The 19,573-nt window shown below is 55.1% G+C and carries 22 protein-coding genes, 1 tRNA gene and 2 rRNA genes; 12 read left to right on the forward strand and 13 right to left on the reverse strand.

What is annotated here, in order from left to right:
• Window positions 1–791, forward strand: a 23S ribosomal RNA gene (locus tag HBA26_RS17810); the annotation flags it as partial.
• A 67-nt stretch (window positions 792–858) separates the two neighbouring features.
• A 5S ribosomal RNA gene (gene rrf / locus HBA26_RS17815) occupies window positions 859–974 on the forward strand.
• Between the two features lie 242 nt (window positions 975–1,216).
• Here rrf and HBA26_RS17820 read toward each other — a convergent pair.
• Window positions 1,217–1,292, reverse strand: a tRNA-Phe gene (locus tag HBA26_RS17820).
• 168 nt (window positions 1,293–1,460) lie between these two features.
• On the opposite strand from HBA26_RS17820, the gene HBA26_RS17825 reads away from it, so the two are divergent.
• Together HBA26_RS17825 and HBA26_RS17830 are read left to right on the forward strand one after the other, a co-directional pair.
• On the forward strand, window positions 1,461–2,306 hold the full coding sequence (locus tag HBA26_RS17825) for an AraC family transcriptional regulator (RefSeq protein ID WP_126346010.1): 846 nt from the start codon (window positions 1,461–1,463) through the stop codon (window positions 2,304–2,306).
• Window positions 2,307–2,343: 37 nt separating this feature from the next.
• Complete coding sequence (locus HBA26_RS17830) at window positions 2,344–2,934, forward strand: LysE family translocator (protein ID WP_126346009.1); 591 nt, start codon at window positions 2,344–2,346, stop codon at window positions 2,932–2,934.
• Here the strand turns inward: HBA26_RS17830 and HBA26_RS17835 are convergent.
• From HBA26_RS17835 to aspA, 5 genes are all read right to left on the reverse strand, one after another.
• The gene (locus tag HBA26_RS17835; protein WP_061099504.1) at window positions 2,931–3,506 is read right to left on the reverse strand and encodes a transcriptional regulator; all 576 of its coding nucleotides are present in this window, start codon (window positions 3,504–3,506) and stop codon (window positions 2,931–2,933) included. The genes HBA26_RS17830 and HBA26_RS17835 overlap by 4 nt on opposite strands.
• A 49-nt stretch (window positions 3,507–3,555) precedes the next feature.
• Window positions 3,556–5,265 carry a protein-disulfide reductase DsbD gene (locus HBA26_RS17840; protein ID WP_126346008.1) on the reverse strand — a complete coding sequence of 570 codons (1,710 nt, stop codon included), beginning with the start codon at window positions 5,263–5,265 and terminating at the stop codon, window positions 3,556–3,558.
• Entirely contained in the window at window positions 5,241–5,564 is a 324-nt protein-coding gene (gene cutA, locus HBA26_RS17845) for a divalent cation tolerance protein CutA (protein ID WP_028015227.1), read from the reverse strand. Before cutA ends, HBA26_RS17840 begins: the two co-directional genes overlap by 25 nt.
• Before the next feature lie 113 nt (window positions 5,565–5,677).
• Complete coding sequence (locus tag HBA26_RS17850; protein WP_008502949.1) at window positions 5,678–6,979, reverse strand: anaerobic C4-dicarboxylate transporter; 1,302 nt, start codon at window positions 6,977–6,979, stop codon at window positions 5,678–5,680.
• 116 nt (window positions 6,980–7,095) lie between these two features.
• Window positions 7,096–8,532 (reverse strand): aspartate ammonia-lyase, encoded by a 1,437-nt coding sequence (aspA, locus tag HBA26_RS17855; RefSeq protein WP_003855923.1) that lies wholly within the window; start codon window positions 8,530–8,532, stop codon window positions 7,096–7,098.
• A gap of 335 nt (window positions 8,533–8,867) precedes the next feature.
• On the opposite strand from aspA, the gene HBA26_RS17860 reads away from it, so the two are divergent.
• The gene (locus HBA26_RS17860) at window positions 8,868–9,332 is read left to right on the forward strand and encodes an FxsA family protein (RefSeq protein WP_028015228.1); all 465 of its coding nucleotides are present in this window, start codon (window positions 8,868–8,870) and stop codon (window positions 9,330–9,332) included.
• A gap of 31 nt (window positions 9,333–9,363) precedes the next feature.
• Here HBA26_RS17860 and yjeH read toward each other — a convergent pair whose 3' ends face one another.
• Window positions 9,364–10,602: an L-methionine/branched-chain amino acid transporter gene (gene yjeH / locus HBA26_RS17865; protein ID WP_028015229.1), complete on the reverse strand. Its 1,239-nt coding sequence runs from the start codon at window positions 10,600–10,602 to the stop codon at window positions 9,364–9,366.
• A 178-nt stretch (window positions 10,603–10,780) separates the two neighbouring features.
• Between yjeH and HBA26_RS17870 the strand changes: the two genes are divergently transcribed.
• Window positions 10,781–11,074, forward strand: coding sequence for a co-chaperone GroES (locus HBA26_RS17870; RefSeq protein WP_003855929.1), 294 nt, complete (start codon window positions 10,781–10,783; stop codon window positions 11,072–11,074).
• 31 nt (window positions 11,075–11,105) lie between these two features.
• Window positions 11,106–12,749, forward strand: a complete 1,644-nt coding sequence (groL, locus tag HBA26_RS17875) for a chaperonin GroEL (protein WP_008502946.1) — start codon at window positions 11,106–11,108, stop codon at window positions 12,747–12,749.
• 64 nt (window positions 12,750–12,813) lie between these two features.
• On the opposite strand, the gene iadA is transcribed toward groL, so the two are convergent.
• Genes iadA through HBA26_RS17890 form a run of 3 tightly spaced genes read right to left on the reverse strand, consistent with a single transcriptional unit; the run spans window position 12,814 to window position 15,095 of the window.
• Window positions 12,814–13,977, reverse strand: a complete 1,164-nt coding sequence (gene iadA / locus HBA26_RS17880; RefSeq protein WP_126346007.1) for a beta-aspartyl-peptidase — start codon at window positions 13,975–13,977, stop codon at window positions 12,814–12,816.
• A 10-nt stretch (window positions 13,978–13,987) separates the two neighbouring features.
• The gene (locus HBA26_RS17885; RefSeq protein ID WP_028015231.1) at window positions 13,988–14,449 is read right to left on the reverse strand and encodes a YjiG family protein; all 462 of its coding nucleotides are present in this window, start codon (window positions 14,447–14,449) and stop codon (window positions 13,988–13,990) included.
• The gene (locus HBA26_RS17890; RefSeq protein WP_045261285.1) at window positions 14,430–15,095 is read right to left on the reverse strand and encodes a nucleoside recognition domain-containing protein; all 666 of its coding nucleotides are present in this window, start codon (window positions 15,093–15,095) and stop codon (window positions 14,430–14,432) included. Before HBA26_RS17890 ends, HBA26_RS17885 begins: the two co-directional genes overlap by 20 nt.
• Before the next feature lie 234 nt (window positions 15,096–15,329).
• Here HBA26_RS17890 and HBA26_RS17895 point away from each other — a divergent pair, with 234 nt between their 5' ends.
• The gene (locus HBA26_RS17895) at window positions 15,330–15,683 is read left to right on the forward strand and encodes a DUF4156 domain-containing protein (RefSeq protein ID WP_014882205.1); all 354 of its coding nucleotides are present in this window, start codon (window positions 15,330–15,332) and stop codon (window positions 15,681–15,683) included.
• A 64-nt stretch (window positions 15,684–15,747) separates the two neighbouring features.
• Here the strand turns inward: HBA26_RS17895 and epmB are convergent, their stop codons facing one another.
• Window positions 15,748–16,776: an EF-P beta-lysylation protein EpmB gene (gene epmB / locus HBA26_RS17900; RefSeq protein ID WP_126346006.1), complete on the reverse strand. Its 1,029-nt coding sequence runs from the start codon at window positions 16,774–16,776 to the stop codon at window positions 15,748–15,750.
• A gap of 40 nt (window positions 16,777–16,816) precedes the next feature.
• Between epmB and efp the strand changes: the two genes are divergently transcribed.
• The 3 genes from efp (at window position 16,817) to ecnB (ending at window position 17,828) form a co-directional block, all read left to right on the forward strand.
• A complete protein-coding gene (efp, locus tag HBA26_RS17905; RefSeq protein WP_003855940.1) occupies window positions 16,817–17,383 on the forward strand; it encodes an elongation factor P in 567 nt (188 codons plus the stop codon).
• Window positions 17,384–17,441: 58 nt separating this feature from the next.
• Window positions 17,442–17,573 (forward strand): entericidin A/B family lipoprotein, encoded by a 132-nt coding sequence (locus tag HBA26_RS17910; protein WP_028015234.1) that lies wholly within the window; start codon window positions 17,442–17,444, stop codon window positions 17,571–17,573.
• Between the two features lie 108 nt (window positions 17,574–17,681).
• Window positions 17,682–17,828 carry a lipoprotein toxin entericidin B gene (ecnB, locus tag HBA26_RS17915; protein ID WP_003855942.1) on the forward strand — a complete coding sequence of 49 codons (147 nt, stop codon included), beginning with the start codon at window positions 17,682–17,684 and terminating at the stop codon, window positions 17,826–17,828.
• 40 nt (window positions 17,829–17,868) lie between these two features.
• Here ecnB and HBA26_RS17920 read toward each other — a convergent pair whose 3' ends face one another.
• Window positions 17,869–18,468, reverse strand: coding sequence for a LuxR C-terminal-related transcriptional regulator (locus HBA26_RS17920; protein ID WP_041911497.1), 600 nt, complete (start codon window positions 18,466–18,468; stop codon window positions 17,869–17,871).
• A 259-nt stretch (window positions 18,469–18,727) separates the two neighbouring features.
• On the opposite strand from HBA26_RS17920, the gene sugE reads away from it, so the two are divergent.
• Window positions 18,728–19,045 (forward strand): quaternary ammonium compound efflux SMR transporter SugE, encoded by a 318-nt coding sequence (sugE, locus tag HBA26_RS17925; protein ID WP_006178944.1) that lies wholly within the window; start codon window positions 18,728–18,730, stop codon window positions 19,043–19,045.
• Here the strand turns inward: sugE and HBA26_RS17930 are convergent.
• Complete coding sequence (locus HBA26_RS17930; RefSeq protein WP_166720968.1) at window positions 19,042–19,572, reverse strand: lipocalin family protein; 531 nt, start codon at window positions 19,570–19,572, stop codon at window positions 19,042–19,044. The genes sugE and HBA26_RS17930 overlap by 4 nt on opposite strands.
• Window position 19,573 lies beyond the last annotated feature (1 nt).

Consider the following 19,573-nt stretch of genomic DNA (forward strand, 5'->3'; position numbering starts at 1 on the left):
AGGATAGGTGGGAGGCTTTGAAGCGTGGACGCCAGTCTGCGTGGAGCCGTCCTTGAAATACCACCCTTTAATGGCTGGTGTTCTAACGTGGACCCGTGATCCGGGTTGCGGACAGTGTCTGGTGGGTAGTTTGACTGGGGCGGTCTCCTCCCAAAGAGTAACGGAGGAGCACGAAGGTTAGCTAATCCTGGTCGGACATCAGGAGGTTAGTGCAATGGCATAAGCTAGCTTGACTGCGAGAGTGACGGCTCGAGCAGGTGCGAAAGCAGGTCATAGTGATCCGGTGGTTCTGAATGGAAGGGCCATCGCTCAACGGATAAAAGGTACTCCGGGGATAACAGGCTGATACCGCCCAAGAGTTCATATCGACGGCGGTGTTTGGCACCTCGATGTCGGCTCATCACATCCTGGGGCTGAAGTAGGTCCCAAGGGTATGGCTGTTCGCCATTTAAAGTGGTACGCGAGCTGGGTTTAGAACGTCGTGAGACAGTTCGGTCCCTATCTGCCGTGGGCGCTGGAGAATTGAGGGGGGCTGCTCCTAGTACGAGAGGACCGGAGTGGACGCATCACTGGTGTTCGGGTTGTCATGCCAATGGCACTGCCCGGTAGCTAAATGCGGAAGAGATAAGTGCTGAAAGCATCTAAGCACGAAACTTGCCCCGAGATGAGTTCTCCCTGAGACTATAAGTCTCCTGAAGGAACGTTGAAGACGACGACGTTGATAGGCCGGGTGTGTAAGCGCAGCGATGCGTTGAGCTAACCGGTACTAATGAACCGTGAGGCTTAACCTTACAACGCCGAAGCTGTTTTGGCGGTGAGAGAGACGATTTTCAGCCTGATACAGATTAACAGAATTTGCCTGGCGGCTTTAGCGCGGTGGTCCCACCTGACCCCATGCCGAACTCAGAAGTGAAACGCCGTAGCGCCGATGGTAGTGTGGGGTCTCCCCATGTGAGAGTAGGGAACTGCCAGGCATCAATTAAGAAGAACCCCGTACCGTAAGGTGCGGGGTTTTTTGCTTTGTGCGCCGGAAAATGCCGGATGGCGGCTTCGCCTTATCCGGCCTACAGGTTTTGTAGGCCCGGTAAGCGCAGCGCCACCGGGAAATGCTAACCGCACGATCTTACCGGGAAGAGATACAGGAGTAAAAATAAGGTAAGGTTTTGATAAACGCAGAAAAGCAAAAACCCAGCCATAGGCTGGGTTCTTTAAATAGTGGTGCCCGGACTCGGAATCGAACCAAGGACACGGGGATTTTCAATCCCCTGCTCTACCGACTGAGCTATCCGGGCAACGGAGCGCATTAAACCGCAATCGCGCCTTATCGTCAACATTATTTCAGGAAAAGCTGTTCAACTGCTTAAGTTTGCGGCAATCTGTACGTTTTCACCGTGAAAATGCACAAATCTTCCAGACAATACCGGGCCGTGCGGCAATGCTGATGACAACAGGAGGGCAGTATGGCAAACGACTGGCTTGAGCTCCGTCAGCATGCGGATACCGGCATTGAAACGATTAAAGCGCACTTCGAAGGCCATGCCTTCGATCCCCACTGGCACGATAGTTATCTGGTCGGGATTACCCTTTCAGGCACCCAGCAGTTCCACTGTCGTCGCGAACGCCACCGCAGCCATCCTGGTGATGCGTTCTTACTGGAGCCGGGCGAAATTCACGACGGCGACGCGCCTGTGGAAGGAGGCTTTACCTATCTCACCTTCTATCTTGACGAGCAGTGGCTGACGCGTACCCTCCGTGGATTATATGAAGCCACGCCGGATCGCTACTCGCTTCACTTTGCTCAAACGCTAACGCGAGAACCTCAGCTGGTCCGTTCTATCGGCGAGACGTTTAACGCGTTGCATAGCGATGAGATGAAAATTGTTCAGCAGAGCACAATGGATAAGCTGCTCTCTCAGATCACCTCCTATTGCCACTGGCGTAAGAAACTCCCGTCGCAGCTACAGAGCGCTGCCGTGGCGCACCGCGCACGCGACTATCTTTATGCGCATATCGGCGAGAACGTGGGGTTGTCAGACCTTGCGCGCGAGACGGGCACGGATCGCTTTACACTGACGCGCTGTTTTAAGCGCGAGTTCAACCTGGCACCGCACGCCTGGCTTATTCAGCTGCGTCTGGCAAAGGCGCGACAGCTGCTGGCGCACGGCGAACAGCCTGTTAATGTGGCTACAGCGCTCGGTTTTGCCGACCAAAGCCATCTGGGACGCTGGTTCCAGCGTGCATACCGCATTTCCCCTGCCCACTACCGCCGGTTGTGCACAAACCTTCCAGACGTTTCCAGAAAATAGCGGCACAGTAATGGCTCTAACAAAAAAGGAGCCATCTGTGAGTCTGATGCCTTATCTGCTGTTTGCCTTTGTCGCGTCGATAACGCCCGGCCCGACGAATATCCTCGTTCTCACTAACAGCCAGCACTTTGGTGTTAAAAATACCATTCCCGCCATTTTGGGGGGATGTATTACGGCGAGTCTGATTGTGCTGATATCGGGTGCCGGCGCCGGGGAGGTGCTGCGTCAGTTTCCTCTGATACGCCAGGCAATGAGCTGGGCGGGCGTGCTGTGGCTAACCTGGATGAGCTGGCAACTGTATCGGGCGCCTGCGGCGAATCTTTCTGAGAAGGCACCTCATCGCTTCACCGCGCAAGCCGCAGCGCTGCTGCAAATGGTGAATCCGAAAACGTGGATGATGGCACTGGCAGTAGTGAGTCTTTTTGCTCCCGCGAGCATTCATCCGTTAAGAGATATTGCGCTGATGGCGCTATGGTTCTTATTGATTTCTGTGATGTGCCTGATGTGCTGGGCGTGGCTGGGGAAGGCGGTAAACCGGGTGTTTCGCACCACCGTGGCGATGGTGCGGTTTCAGCGCCTGATGGCGCTATGTCTGCTCGTCTCCGCCTGGGCGGGCATGCTGGTCTAGGTTAACGCCCCGCCCATACGACACCGGGCAAAGCGCAGAATGTCTTCCGCCAGGCGGTGCGCCGTATCCACATCGGCCTGGCTACGGTTCACCAGCATGCGGCTCAGGCAACCCTCCAGTACGAGCTCCATCTGCTTAGCGACCATTGCCGGGTCATCCACTTCAAGCGTTGTCAGCAGTTCGTGGGTGAAGTCATGCGCCGCACGTTTTTGCTGATCCGCCAGCTGGTGTATTGGATGGCCAGGATCGGGATAAAACGTACAGGCAGCAATAAACAGGCAGCCTGGATAACGATTGTTGCTGACGCACTCTGTCAGGGCGGTGTAGCGCGCTAACAGTTTTTGCTCAGCGGTCAGCTCTTCATTCAACATTAGCTGCCTGCGCCAGATATCCACCTGCTGGCTAAGATAGCGTAGGGCATCATAAAGCAGCGCCTCTTTATCCGGCCAGAAGCGCTTAAGCTCATCCAGAGGGTAATCGATACGGTCGGCTACCATCTCAAGCGTGGTGCTGGCGATCCCTTGAATCTCAAGTAGTTGCAGGGCTTGTCCCAGTACGTCTTCGCGTTGCACGGTTATCTCCTCCGCTATTCCCAACGGTATGTCCCGTCTAAAGTGTTGTTTACGGTTGGCGATTGCGCAAATGCGCGCTGAATGCCGTTGCGTCCATAAACCCGGTTACACGCTGTTCTGGCAGCTCTTCGCCCTGCTCATTGAAGAACAGAATGGTTGGCAGCCCGAGTACGGTAAGGTGTTTAAGCAGGGCCTTATCCTGCGCATTGTTGGCTGTGACGTTTGCCTGAAGGAGTACCGTCTCTTTCAGGGCATTTTGCACCTGAGGATCGCTAAAGGTGTATTTTTCAAACTCTTTGCAGGCAACACACCAGTCGGCATAGAGGTCGAGCATCACCGGTTTGCCTTTTGCCTGCGCCAGCGCGCTGTTGAGCTCATCGACGTTCTTAACGTGTATAAAGTTTAAATGTGCCTGCGTCTGGCCCACAGGCGAGCCGAACGCCCAATCCTGAAGCGGGCGCACGCTCACCAACGCGGCGGCGAGCAGGAGAATTTGCACCAGACGCATCCACGCTTTTTTTGCCCCCAGGCTGACGATAAACGCCCAGGAGAAGAACGCCACGCCGAGCATGGCCCACAGGCGCAAACCCCACGCGTCACCCATGATGCGCTCCAGCAGGAACACCGGGAGCGCCAGGATGACAAAGCCGAACGCGGTTTTCACCGTCTCCATCCACGGGCCGCTCTTCGGCAGCAGGCGGTTGCCAAACACCGTCACCAGAATCAGCGGCAGGCCCATCCCCAGCGCGTAAAGATACAGCGTACCCCCGCCGAGCCACATATTACCGCTCTGGGCGATGTACAGCAGGATAGCGCTCAGCGGTGCTGTAGTGCAGGGGGAACAAATCAACCCGGCGATGGCGCCCATTGCGAACACGCCGCCCGCAGAGCCACCCTGCTGGCGATTGCTCATCAGCGTTAAGCGGGTTTGCAGCGAAGAGGGCAGCTGAAGCGTGAACAGGCCAAACATCGACAGCGCAAGCAGAATAAATACGGCTGACAGGCCGATTAGCACGTAAGGGTGCTGAAGCGCTGCCTGGAACTGTAGTCCGGCCGCGGCGACCACGAGGCCGAGCGCGGTATAGGTGAGCGCCATGCCCTGCACATAAATAAAGGCCAGGAGCAGCGCCCGGGCGGTAGAAAGACGCTGTTTGCCGCCCAGTACAATCCCGGAGATAAGCGGGTACATCGGCAGGACACAAGGGGTAAAGGCAATGCCGATACCAATCAGTAAGGCCCAAAGTGCTGAGAACGGCAGATCGGAAGCAGCTTTGGCTTCGCCTTCATCCCTCACCCTGGCCCTCTCGCCTGAGGGGAGAGGGGAGGCAGCCGCTTTAACTTCAGTAAGCGGAACGACCTTCGTTTCAGGGGGGTAGCAGAAGCCCGCGTCGGCACAGCCCTGATACGTAACCGTCAGCGTGGCATCTTTATCCGCCTGATTCACCGTGACGGGCACGCTTAAGCGCTGGCGATAAATTTCACTTTTACCGTAGAACTCGTCCTCATGCCATTCGCCAGCGGTCATCTGCAATGCGCCAACGTTAGCCTTTGCCGGCGTGATGCTGACCTGCTTGCGGTAGAGGTAGTAACCCTCTTTCACCTGCCAGGTCAGATTGAGATCGTGCTGGTTTTGCTGAAAGTCGAAAATGAACGCCTGGTCGGCGGGAATAAAGTTCGAACGGCCGGGCGCGTCAAACAACCCGGCAAATACTGACGTGCTGCACAGCAGCAGGATCAGCGTAAAGAAGCGTTGAGCCATGAGAGATAGTCGTTATCGCCGTGGACCACTGGCAGCACCAGCAGCTCCGGGGTTTGATAAGGATGATGAGACTTGAGGCAGTCAAGGAGCGCCTGCTGATTCGCCAGATTGGTTTTGAGCAACATCTGGACTTCATACTCCTGCTCCAGCTTGCCTTCCCAGTAATAGAGGGAGGTCGCGCCGGGGAGCAGCGTGACGCAGGCTGCCAGTTTTTCGGCCAGCGCTTTGGCGGCGAGATCCTGGGCAGAGGCTTCATCAGGGGCGGTACATAGTACGACAACAGCATCAGGCGTGTTCACAAGTCGACCTCCTCATCACGAAAGTCTTCACTATATCACGCCATGCGATTGGTCATTAATGAAACGGGCCGCAGAGCGGCCCGATTTTAACTATTTTTACAACGGCTAACCGTTTACAGCACAATGCCGCCAATGATAAAGCCGAGGACGACGCAAAGCGTAATCGCCACCACGCCCGGGATCAGGAACGCGTGGTTAAACACGTACTTACCGATGCGGGTTGAGCCGGTATCGTCCATCTCAACCGCGGCCAGCAGGGTTGGGTAGGTTGGCAGAACGAACAGCGCAGAAACCGCCGCAAAAGACGCAATCGCCGTCAGCGGCGTCACGCCCAGCATCAGTGCCGCAGGCATCAGCGCTTTGGTGGTGGCAGCCTGAGAGTAAAGCAGCGTCGCGGCAAAGAACAGTACCACCGCCAGCAGCCACGGGTAGTTGTGAAGCAGGTCGCCGGCAACGGTCTGGATGTCGCTGATGTGTGCTTTCACGAAGGTGTCACCGAGCCACGCCACGCCCAGTACGCACACGCAGGCGCTCATACCGGATTTGAAGGTGCTGGCGTTCAGCACTTCGCTGGTGTCGATTTTACAGGTGATGCTAATCAGCGTGGCGATGGTCAGCATGAATACCACAATCGCTTCGTTACGCGGCAGCACCGGGTTCTGGATCAGCCCCACGGTGTCGCTGATGGCGGTCGCGTAGAACATCACGGCGACGATACCGATCAGGAACAGTAGCACGGAGCGTTTCGCGTGCGGCTTCAGCTCGAAGACCTGGCTACCGCGCAGGCTCACTTCACCTTTTGCCAGACGCTCCTGGTAAACCGGATCGTCTTTCAGCTCGGCGCCGAGGAAGTTACACAGCACGGCGGTAATCATCACCGCAATCAGCGTGACTGGAATACAGATCGCCAGCAGCGTCAGGTAGCTCACGCCCATCGGCTCAAGGATACCCGCGAAGAAGACTACGGCGGCTGAGATTGGCGACGCGGTGATCGCAATCTGCGACGCAACCACGGCAATAGAAAGAGGACGAGACGGGCGAATCCCCTGTTCTTTTGCCACCTCGGTGATCACCGGCAGCGTGGAGAACGCCGTGTGGCCGGTTCCCGCGAGAATGGTCATAAACCAGGTCACCAGCGGGGCAAGGAAGGTGATGTATTTCGGATGGCGGCGCAGCATGCGCTCCGCCAGGCTCACCAGGTAGTCCATACCGCCCGCCACCTGCATGGCCGCAATAGCGGCAATAACCGCCATGATGATTTCGATAACGTCAAAAGGGATTGCGCCGGGTTTAATCTGAAAGATAAGGGTAAGTACGAGCACCCCGAGACCGCCGGCAAAACCAATGCCGATACCCCCGAGCCGCGCGCCCAAATAAATCGCCAACAGGACGATGACGAGTTCTGCTCCAAACATAAAGACCTGCCTTGCTTATTAACAAGTTGATATTGAATTGTTGTATTTAGGTAACGCCTAAAAAGAAAAAAGGCACGTCACAAGTGACGTGCCTTTCGGAAGCCTAGCCTGAACTGTTACTGTTCGCTTTCATCGGTATATCGTTTCGCTTTATATGCCGGATGCATCAGGTTCTGGGCCGAGAAGATATCGTCCAGCTCGGCTTCGGTCAACAGTCCACGCTCCAGCACGACTTCACGCACGCTCTTACCGGTTTCGGCGCAAATCTTACCAACGATGTCACCGTTGTGGTGGCCGATGAACGGGTTGAGGTAAGTAACGATCCCGATGGAGTTATAAACATAGCCTTCACAGACTTCTTTATTCGCGGTGATGCCGTTAATGCATTTTTCCAGCAGGTTGTAGCAGGCATTAGTCAGGATGTGAATGGATTCAAACATCGCCTGGCCAATCACCGGCTCCATCACGTTCAGCTGCAGCTGACCGGCTTCGGAGGCCATGGTCACGGTGGTGTCGTTACCAATCACCTTGAAGCAAACCTGGTTCACCACTTCTGGCACTACCGGGTTAACTTTGGCTGGCATAATGGAAGAACCCGCCTGCAACTCTGGCAGGTTGATTTCGTTCAGGCCAGCGCGCGGGCCGGAGGAGAGCAGGCGCAGGTCATTACAGATTTTGGACAGTTTCACCGCCAGACGTTTCAGGGCGCTGTGTACCATTACGTACGCGCCGCAGTCGGATGTGGCTTCAATCAGATCTTCCGCAGGCACCACCGGCAGGTTAGACACTTCCGCCAGCTTCTGAACCGCCAGCTGCTGATAACCATCCGGGGTGTTCAGACGCGTACCGATGGCGGTGGCGCCCAGGTTCACTTCCAGCAGCAGCTCGGAGGTGCGCAGCAGGTTTTTGGTCTCTTCGTTAAGCAGCACGTTAAACGCGTGGAATTCCTGACCGAGGGTCATTGGCACCGCGTCCTGCAGCTGGGTACGGCCCATTTTCAGAATGTCCTGGAACTCAACGGCCTTACGCTGGAAGCCATCGCCCAGCTGGTTGATCGCGTCGACCAGTTTGACCACGGAGGCATACACCGCGATACGGAAGCCGGTTGGGTAGGCGTCGTTGGTGGACTGGCATTTGTTAACGTGGTCGTTCGGGTTGAGGTACTGGTATTCACCTTTCTGGTGGCCCATCAGCTCAAGGCCGATGTTTGCCAGTACTTCGTTGGTATTCATGTTGACGGAGGTACCCGCGCCGCCCTGATAGACGTCAACCGGGAACTGGTCCATGCATTTGCCGTTGTTCAGCACTTCATCGCAGGCAGCGATAATCGCATTTGCCGCGCTTTTAGGAATGGTTTGCAGCTCTTTGTTCGCCAGCGCTGCGGCTTTCTTCACCATCACCATGCCACGGACAAACTCAGGGATATCGCTGATTTTGCTGTTGCTGATGTAGAAGTTTTCAATCGCTCTCAGAGTGTGAACACCATAGTAGGCATCCGCTGGAACTTCCCTGGTACCCAACAAGTCTTCTTCGATACGAATGTTGTTTAACATGTGAACCTTCTTTTCAAGCTGCCGATGGATTGTACTAAACACACAACATATATGTGGTTTTGAATATTTTCTGACCGACGATTATTCCCTCAATCGGCCAGATGTTCGAGATCATATGCTGATGATAGCGAATTGCCGTAAGCTGGATCACTTATTATCGACCCGATTCCATGATAATTATTAATCTGTGAAATGTGTCACCGCTTTAATATTTCCGAAAAAAATATCCGTGCAAACCGATTGAATTTTGGCTAACCGTCTCCATCTCTTACAGACGCGTGACGCGAACACATTCAGACAGGGGCCAGATGGCACCTGCCACACAGGAGATGCCAGTGCGCTGGATACCGTTTATTGCTTTCTTTCTCTATGTTTACATTGAGATTTCTATTTTCATTCAGGTAGCTCACGTGCTGGGCGTCCTGCTGACGCTGATTCTGGTGATCTTCACCTCCGTCATCGGCATGTCGCTGGTGCGTAATCAGGGTTTCAAAAATTTCCTGATAATGCAGCAGAAGATGGCCGCAGGCGAAAGCCCGGCAGAAGAGATGATCAAAAGCGTGTCGCTGATTATTGCTGGCCTGCTGCTGATCCTGCCGGGGTTCTTCACCGACTTCCTCGGCCTGCTGTTGCTGTTGCCGCCCGTACAGAAGCACCTGACCATGAAGCTGCTGCCGCACCTGCGCTTCAGCCGCATGCCGGGCGGCGGGTTCAGCACAGGGCCAGGCGATACCTTCGAAGGGGAGTATCAGCGCAAGGATGAACAGCGCGACCGTTTAGACCATAAAGACGATCGATAATTTTTTTGCCCGGTGGCTTCGCTTACCGGGCCTACGGATTTTTCCGCTTCGGTAAAAACGCCCACAGCCCCGCCAGCATGACGATGGCATACACACTCTTCCATCCCACCATCGCCAGCAACAGCAGGCACAGCACGCCCCCGACGACCGCCAGGGCTTTATAGCGACCTTTCAGCAGACGACAGCCCGCCAGCATGCACAGCAGGTAGATCATGATGAAAATACCGTTGGCGTAGATAATTAGAGCATCGAGGTTGATGTCGAGAAGATAAATACCCAGCGAGCTCAGGACGCAGCAGCCCAGCACGGCATTCAGCGCATTCATCGGGAGTTGACGTTTAGACAACCGCGCGAGGCGGCTCTCAGGTTTGTAGCGCGCCTGTGACCACACCAGACGGGCGAAGCTCTGGATATAAATGTTGAGGCTGGCAAAGCAGGCGAGATAGCCAATCACACAGGCCACCCATAGCGCCTTCACGCCGAAAAGTTTAACCACGATACCCGGTAGCGATGCGGCGGCGGCTTTATCTTCGCCGAACGCGTTGAAGTGCAGCACCAGCACGGTACAGGCCCAATATACGGTGCCCGCCAGCAGTAAACCAATCATCAGAGCGCGGGGAAAATCACGCTCGGGCTGTTTAAACTCGGATGCCAGGTGAGCGAACGCTTCAAGGCCAACAAAACACCAGAACATGACGGATAACGCAGCGAAAAGCTGTGAATGGTCGATATCGTTTATCGCAGGGAAGGGGATATCTGCTACGGTAATGTTACCCGCAAACCAGATGGCGACGATCAGCACGACGATCAACGCTGCAACCAGCGTTTGCAGATTCGCGCTTGAACTGGCTCCGCGCGAGCCCACCCACCAGACAATCGCCAGCGTACCCAGTTCAGCCAGCAGCAGTTGTTCGTCGTGCCAGCCAAACAGCGCCTGTCCAAAGCCGGTGGCGATATGCAGGGCTGCCGGAAGGCCAACGGGTATTACCGACAAAAACAGCCAGCCGGTTACGCGCTCCATGCGCGGACCAAACGCCATGCCGACAAAATGCGCCACGCCGCCCGCGCTGGGGAAGTGCCGCCCGAGTATGGCAAACACAATCGCCACCGGGAACACCAGCAGGATCAGCACCGGCCATGCCCAAAGACTGTTATTTCCGGCGACCAGCGCCGCCAGTGCCGGTACGGCAAACACGCCGGTACCTAACAAGGAGGTTGAAAGCAGGCCAACGCCCTGCGCCAGCCCCAGCTCCTGCCTGAGTCCACTCATTTACCTTGCCCTGCCACCATCAAAAGAGAGTGGATGGTAACACTTTCGCAAATTTTTTTTCGATTCCCCCTTGAAGGGGTAAAAAGCTATCCCCATCTCTCAGGGCACTAGTCGGAAAACCGCATGCGGGCCGGCGTCATCCATAACTGATAATGACTTTCTCAAAGGAGAGCTATCAATGAGTATTCGTCCGTTACATGATCGTGTGATCGTCAAACGTAAAGAAGTTGAAACCAAGTCTGCTGGCGGCATCGTTCTGACCGGTTCTGCAGCAGCCAAATCAACGCGTGGCGAAATCATCGCTGTCGGTAAGGGCCGCATCCTGGAAAACGGAACTGTGCAGCCGCTGGACGTTAAAGTTGGTGACATCGTAATTTTCAACGATGGCTACGGCGTGAAATCCGAGAAGATCGACAATGAAGAAGTGTTGATCATGTCCGAGAGCGACATTCTGGCAATTGTTGAAGCGTAATTTACGCACGAGAATTTGAGGAAATAAGAACATGGCAGCTAAAGACGTAAAATTCGGTAACGACGCTCGTGTAAAAATGCTCCGCGGCGTAAACGTACTGGCAGATGCAGTTAAAGTGACCCTGGGCCCGAAAGGCCGTAACGTAGTGCTGGATAAATCCTTCGGCGCGCCAACCATCACCAAAGATGGTGTTTCCGTTGCACGTGAAATCGAGCTGGAAGACAAGTTCGAAAACATGGGCGCGCAGATGGTGAAAGAAGTTGCCTCTAAAGCGAACGACGCTGCAGGCGACGGTACCACCACCGCGACCGTACTGGCGCAGGCTATCATCACTGAAGGCCTGAAAGCCGTTGCTGCGGGCATGAACCCAATGGATCTGAAACGTGGTATCGACAAAGCTGTCGCATCCGCTGTTGAAGAACTGAAAGCGCTGTCCGTACCGTGCTCTGACTCTAAAGCCATTGCTCAGGTTGGTACTATCTCCGCTAACTCTGACGAAACCGTAGGTAAACTGATCGCTGAAGCGATGGATAAAGTCGGTAAAGAAGGCGTGATCACCGTTGAAGACGGTACCGGTCTGGAAGACGAACTGGACGTGGTTGAAGGTATGCAGTTCGACCGCGGTTACCTGTCCCCATACTTCATCAACAAGCCAGAAACTGGCGCTGTTGAGCTGGAAAGCCCGTTCATCCTGCTGGCTGACAAGAAAATCTCCAACATCCGTGAAATGCTGCCAGTGCTGGAAGCCGTTGCGAAAGCAGGCAAGCCGCTGGTTATCATCGCTGAAGATGTTGAAGGCGAAGCGCTGGCGACCCTGGTGGTTAACACCATGCGTGGCATCGTGAAAGTGGCTGCGGTTAAAGCACCTGGCTTCGGCGATCGCCGTAAAGCAATGCTGCAGGATATCGCTACCCTGACCGGTGGTACCGTGATCTCCGAAGAGATCGGTATGGAGCTGGAAAAAGCGACCCTGGAAGACCTGGGCCAGGCGAAACGCGTTGTGATCAACAAAGACACCACCACCATCATCGACGGTGTGGGTGAAGAAGCCGCTATTCAGGGCCGTGTTGGTCAGATCCGTAAGCAGATCGAAGAAGCCACTTCCGATTACGACCGTGAAAAACTGCAGGAGCGCGTAGCTAAACTGGCTGGCGGCGTTGCGGTAATCAAAGTTGGTGCGGCGACCGAAGTTGAAATGAAAGAGAAGAAAGCACGCGTTGACGATGCCCTGCACGCCACCCGTGCTGCGGTAGAAGAAGGCGTAGTTGCTGGTGGTGGTGTCGCGCTGGTACGTGTAGCCGCTAAGCTGGCTGGCCTGACCGCTCAGAACGAAGACCAGAACGTGGGTATCAAAGTTGCGCTGCGCGCAATGGAAGCTCCTCTGCGTCAGATCGTTTCCAACGCCGGTGAAGAGCCGTCTGTGGTTGCGAACAAAGTGAAAGCGGGTGAAGGTAACTACGGTTACAACGCGGCAACTGAAGAATACGGCAACATGATCGACTTCGGTATCCTGGATCCAACTAAAGTGACCCGTTCTGCTCTGCAGTACGCGGCATCTGTAGCTGGCCTGATGATCACGACCGAGTGCATGGTAACCGACCTGCCAAAAGGCGACGCGCCTGACTTAGGTGCTGCTGGTATGGGCGGCATGGGTGGAATGGGCGGCATGATGTAATCATGTTGTTCTGAACCTCTCAGAACGAACCCCGGGCAGAAATGTCCGGGGTTTTTTATTGCCGCTACTCAAATGTTCCCTTCACGCATGCTACGCCTTCGCACACCATCTGACGGCCTTTCGCCCAGACCTCGCGGATCTTCAGGTCATCCGTCAGCACCAGGAAATCGGCATCGCATCCGGGCGCGAGCCGCCCCTTATGCTCCAGCCCGAGAAACTCCGCTACGTTACGCGTAAACGGCAGAAGCGCCTCCTCCAGCGGCAGGTGATACCGGCTGACCAGTTGCTGCAGCGTCTGAGGCAGAGATTCGAACCCGGCTACGCCAATGCCCACCAGATTACCGTTCGCGTCAAAATTCGGTTGGCTGCCGTTACCGTCCGAGCTGAGCGTAAGCCGGTTAAACGGCACCTGCGCTTCACGGGCCGTCGCGATGGCGGTGGCGGCATCAATGGGCTCACTGATGCTGGTGGTGATGTCGATATAGCCCCCATCGCGGGCATAATCCAGCGCGGCGAGGAACAGCGCCTGGTCGCGGTTAACGTGGGTTGGCAGCAGCTTCGTGCGGGGCACGTCGGCATTATTCAGGATGTTAAGCAGCGGCTCCAGCAGCTTCGGGCTGTTGCCGAAGTGAAACACGGATATGCCCGCTTTGGCGCCCAGCAGCCCGCCGACGCGCGACTGGGCGGCCATATTCGCGAGCTGGTCATCCGCTGGTGCGGAAGAGCGATGGTCGGAAATCGCGCATTTCACGCCGATGATTTTATCAATCAGCGCCACATCCTTTTCGATGCTGCCGGTAATCGTCGGAGAAGGCAGCCCATACGCGCCTGTCAGCATCCACGCGCTGATCCCTTCATGCTCAAGCGCCCGCGTTTTTGCCAGCAGCGATTCGGGATGGCGGGTCACGCCGTCGGTACCCAGCAGGCCAACAACGGAGGTGATGCCCGCCGCCACCAGCGCGGACAACCGTACCTCCGGCGTCCGGGTGTGCGGACCGGCTTCACCGCCGCCGCCGATCAGGTGTACGTGCTGATCGATAAAGCCCGGGCAAACCACCGCCCCGGCGAGATCGGTTTCAGGACAGCTAAGCTGCATTGCTGCGCGATCCGTTTTTTCAATCGCGATGATTTTTCCCCCGGCGATCAGCAGATCGCAACGTCCCTGATCCTCCGGCGCGTAAAGGTGCACATTGCGGAAAAGATGGGGTTCCAGCACTGAAAAATCCATTTTTATCTCCTCAGAAGAGTAGCTGCATTACCCACATTGAGAGCAGGGCGTTAATAACGCAGACGGTAATGATGTGTGGATAATACTTCGGGTTAACGCCTGCGGTGCCCAGGCAGCGGCCGGTGTTTTGCACCGGATTGCCCATCAGATAGATGGCGGGCAGCAGAACGGTGGCATCGTGGCCGTTGAGCGTGCCGGCAGCCACCAGGCTGGCGCAAACCCCCACGCCGCCGCCCATACTCATCACCGAGGCCAGCAGGACCGTTGCCGCCGCGCCCGGAAGCCCCCACAGCGCCATGATCGGCTCGCAAATATTACCAACAATATCCAGCAGGCCGGTCACCTTGAGCGCCTGAATGATGACAAACGCCATAACCACGTTCGGCAGCAGGCTGGTGGTGGCGATGGTAAAGCCTCGGCGGGCGCCATCGATAAACATGTCCATGATATTTTTACGCGGCTGGGCGATCATTTTTTTCCTCCTGAATACGACGATCTTCCATGTGAGCGATCCACAGACGCAGGAGGTTCGCGCCAACAAATTTAAACATCAGTATGACGGCCAGCGGCGTGATTACCGGGACGGTAATAAACGTGAAGAGTGCGGCGCCGGAAGAAAAATAGTTGGTAATGATGGCGCTACCGCTGGTCTGGAAGGTGGCGAAAATGGCGCGCTCGCGATCGGTAATAGCCCCTTCGTCGGTCAACTCTTTGGTCATCCCTGCTGCGGCATCGGTATTTTGCAGGTTGGCGATGAGGGCCAGAGAGCAGACGCCCGGTACGCCAAGCAGCGGGCGCAAAATGGGCGTCATCAGCTGTTGCGCGGCACGCAGCCCGCCCAGCCCCTCGGTGACGGCAATGATCCCGAGCGATAAAATGACCGAAGGCGCCAGTTCAAGGGCAAATAAGAAACCGTCTTTCGCCCCCGTGCCGCCCTCACCGCGAAACGTGAGCGCGCCGTTCACCGGACCGAAGCTGCCGTTTAGGACGGTAAAATCCAGCACGCGCCACCATTCGGTACTTTTGGCGAAAAAGCCTGAGAAAAATACGATGGTGAGCACAAACGCCAGATAGCCCACCCATGTTACCTTTTCCTCTCCTGAGGATGATGCACTCATGAAACCCCCTGTTTTAATCGCGTACAAAAGTTGTACGTCGCAACACTAAAAACGATCGAGGGCTAAAACACGATATCCCAAAGGGCATTATCAGAATTCATTTAAGATGTCGGAGGAGTGATGTACGGAATCCGGCTCGCAGAAATGCGCGGGGATTTTTCTTTTAGTCATCTTTTAGGTATAAGATTTACAGACGGACAAATACTGTCCAGCTTATTGAAAACGAGGAATAACATGCGCGTAAAAGTCTGTGCAGGGATCGTAGGAGCAGCGTTGCTGCTGGCGGGTTGTAGCTCCAGCAATGAACTGTCGGCAGCGGGCCAGGGCGTTCGCTTTGTGGAAGATAAGCCAGGCAGCGAATGCCAGCTGTTAGGCACGGCCACCGGTGAACAAAGTAACTGGATGTCGGGTCAGCACGGTGAAGAAGGCGGCTCTATGCGCGGCGCGGCGAATGCCTTGCGTAACCAGGCTGCTGCAATGGGGGGGAACGTGATTTACGGCGTGAGCAGCCCGACGCAAGGAATGCTTTCCAGCTTCGTGCCAACGGCCAGCCAGATGAGCGGCCAGGTCTATAAGTGCCCGAACTGAGTTTACTTGCTGATGGCGCTGCGCCCCACCTCGTAGGGCAGGTAAGCGTAGCGCCACTTGCCTTTTAGCGCTGCCGCAGTTGCAAATCCAGCGGCGTCTTACTCGGCTCTCCGCCAATCTCGCGTGCCAGCTTCGGCACCATATAACCTGAAACCAGCGTTAACAGCTCGCGCATAATTTGTCGGGCTTCCTCATCCATCACCATGAAATGCGCCGCGCCCTGCACGCGATCCAGTACGTGCAGGTAATAGGGCATCACGCCTGCGTCAAACAAGGCATTGCTGAGATCGGCCAGCACCCGGGCGCTGTTGTTCACGCCGCGCAACAATACGCTCTGGTTGAGCAGCGTCACGCCCGCCTTACGCAGACGCGCCATTGCCGCGCGAAATTCATCGTCGATCTCGTTCGCGTGGTTGATATGGTTTACCAGCAGCACCTGTAGACGTGACTGCTCCAGGCGCGTGACCAGGGCGTCGGTAATACGCGCCGGGATGACGATCGGTAAACGGCTGTGAATGCGCAGACGCTTAATGTGCGGAATGGCTTCAAGCTGCGTCAAAAGCCAGTCCAGTTCATGATCTTTTGCCATCAGCGGGTCACCGCCGGAAAAAATAATCTCATCCAGCTCTGGATGGGCGGCGATATAGTCCAGCGCAACCTGCCAGTTGCGCTTATTTCCCTGGTTTTCGGCATACGGGAAGTGCCGACGGAAGCAGTAACGACAATTTACCGCACAGCCGCCTTTTACCAGCAGCAGGGCGCGATTGAGATATTTGTGCAGTAAACCCGGCACCACGCTGTTTTGCTCTTCCAGCGGATCGGTGCTGTAGCCCGGCGCTGTAATAAACTCATCCTGCGACGTAAGGGTTTGTTTTAATAAAGGATCGTCAGGGTTGCCTTTTTCCATGCGCGCAACAAACGCGCGGGGAACACGCAGGGCGAAAAGTCGCTTTGCCTCACGGCCAGCAAGCAACTCCGGGTGCTGATCGAGGTCTAAAAGACGCAGCAATTCATCAGGACTGGTGATTACATCGGCAAGTTGCGATAACCAATCTTCTCTGGATGGGGTGTTTAGGGTTACAATATGCGCCATTTTGTGGCTTAGCTACCAGTTAACAAATTTAGAGGGCCTTATGGCAACGTACTATAGCAACGATTTTCGTGCTGGTCTTAAAATCATGATGGACGGCGAACCGTACGCGGTTGAAGCCAGCGAATTCGTTAAACCAGGTAAAGGTCAGGCATTCGCACGCGTTAAGCTGCGCCGCCTGCTGACCGGCACCCGTGTTGAGAAAACCTTCAAATCTACTGACTCCGCTGAAGGCGCAGATGTTGTCGATATGAACCTGACTTACCTGTACAACGACGGTGAGTTCTGGCACTTCATGAACAACGAAACCTTCGAGCAGCTGTCTGCTGATGCGAAAGCTATTGGCGATAACGCGAAGTGGCTGCTGGATCAGGCTGAGTGCATCGTGACCCTGTGGAACGGCCAGCCTATCGCCGTTACCCCACCAAACTTTGTTGAGCTGGAAATCGTTGAAACCGATCCAGGTCTGAAAGGTGACACCGCGGGTACTGGCGGCAAGCCAGCAACGCTCTCCACCGGCGCTGTGGTTAAAGTACCGCTGTTCGTACAGATCGGTGAAGTGATCAAAGTGGATACTCGCTCCGGCGAATACGTATCCCGCGTGAAGTAATTTACGTCATGATTCGAGGCGCAGCGCCCGCTGCGCCTGATTTTTGCAGGCAGGGATGATGAAACGTACCGTTAAAATTCTGCTTCTGTTAGCGCTCTCCAGCGTACTGCTTTCCGGCTGTAACACCGCCCGTGGCATGGGGGAAGATATCCAGGACCTCGGTCATATCATTTCTCACGCAGCCAGCTAAGTCCGTCTAATTTTCCTAAAATTGCTTCCTTTTCCGTCAATCGGCGGGATCTTGTCTATTCTTAAGTTGCTATACACAAAACAACTTTGGCTATAAAAGGAAGATATTATGGTTAAGAAAACAATTGCAGCGATCTTTTCTGTCCTCGTGCTTTCCTCCGTGTTGACTGCATGTAATACCACCCGCGGCGTAGGGGAAGATATCTCCGACGGTGGTAACGCGATTTCTGGTGCAGCAACTAAAGCTCAGAACTAATGAAGCATGGACGGTACGGCATGTGAGTTTCACCGTACCGTCAATTCTCTGCTTCCTGCAGGGATAAAAACGGTGAAAAGCGTGTATCCATATGCAGCTTCATGCGGATATTGCGTTTATAGGTATAAACCGTTTTTCCGTTAATGCTCAGGTGAGCGGCTATCTTTTGGTTGCTCGCGCCGTCCATCCATAACGTCAACACTTTCTCCTCCTGTCGTGTCAGCAAGGGGGCGGCCACCGTCGGGCGGTACGTGCTTGCGCGCGAAATTAACGCGTCATTGATAACCGTCGCGATTTCCTCAAGAGGGGCATTTTTCATTAGCGAAGACCAGACCGGGAAGTTCCCGAGCCAGGTCGCCAGGTCCTTGTCCTCTCCCGATTGCAGCATAATAAAAGGTAATTTTTCGCTGGCATTCAGCAAAGAAGAGAGTTGCTGGAAATGGTGAATATCCTGCCTGAAACCATGCAGGTCAGCGATGACCAGCTCAGGTTTCCATTGCAGAATGTGCTCTCTGGCGAGGAATAGATTGTTCAGCCCGGTCACAACGTAGTGCCCCGGGAACAAACCGGAATGATTGAGCCATGCTTCAAACCCGGTGCGGGTGAAGTGACAACGGTCAATCAAAAGAATCTTGAACATATTTTATTCGCAGTCGGCTAGTGGTTTGGCTTCCTGCCATCAGAAAGCACATCATCATAGAGAAGTCCGATGAGCTATAAATGCCTGAACTCCGCGCCATACTGCGGCTATTTCTGGGCTTAACGCGTTCATCAGAAAATGATTGAAAAAAAATCGCACGCTAACCAAAATATAGGGTGTTATCTGCCTTGCGGGACGACCCGTAAGCGCTTCCTTCATCGGGGACGGCCCCAACTGTTTTTAAGTTAAGGAGCCCGAGATGTCCTGGATTATTCTCTTTATTGCTGGTCTGCTCGAAGTGGTATGGGCGATTGGTCTCAAGTACACCCACGGATTTACCCGCCTGACGCCCAGCGTTATTACCGTTACGGCGATGATCGTGAGCATTGTTCTGCTATCGTGGGCAATGCGTTCTCTGCCCGTGGGAACGGCCTATGCCGTCTGGACGGGGATCGGTGCCGTAGGCGCGGCGATTACCGGCATTCTGCTGCTGGGTGAGTCAGCGAGCCTGGCGCGAATTGCCAGCCTCGCTCTGATTGTTGCCGGTATCATTGGGCTGAAGCTCAGTACCCATTAACGGGGCTGTTTTACCCAAATAAGTTTCGACACATCAAACCCCTGTCGGGTCGCGACGTCCAGCATCTGCTGTTTCATTTCTGACGAAATAGATGGCGTGCGGGAAAGTATCCACAGATAGTCGCGATCCGGCCCGCAGACCAGCGCGTGACGGTACTCTCTGTCGAGCGCTATCACGTTATAGCCGCCATAAAACGGGCCGAAGAAAGAAACTTTGAGCGCGGCCCGTCGCGGGTCGCCAGTGAAGTAGGCTTTCCCGACCGACTGCTGCCACATCTCACGATCGGGATTATAGCCCCGGTTGATCACCTGAATACCGCCATCATCCATTGGGCTGTAATTAGCAGTAACCTTCTCTAAGCCCTGCTCAAACCGATGGTCGAGGCGCGCGATTTCATACCATGTTCCGAGGAAGCGTTGTGCATCAAAAGGCGTGACGACGGTAACGCCAGGAGGTGGGGTAGGGGAACTGCAGGTAACCACTAAAAACGCGGCTGTCACCGCGGCGATAACAGGCAAAATGCGCATA

Origin of the sequence: Enterobacter sp. 725m/11, from assembly GCF_011683705.1 — a bacterium.
GTDB lineage: Bacteria > Pseudomonadota > Gammaproteobacteria > Enterobacterales > Enterobacteriaceae > Enterobacter > Enterobacter bugandensis.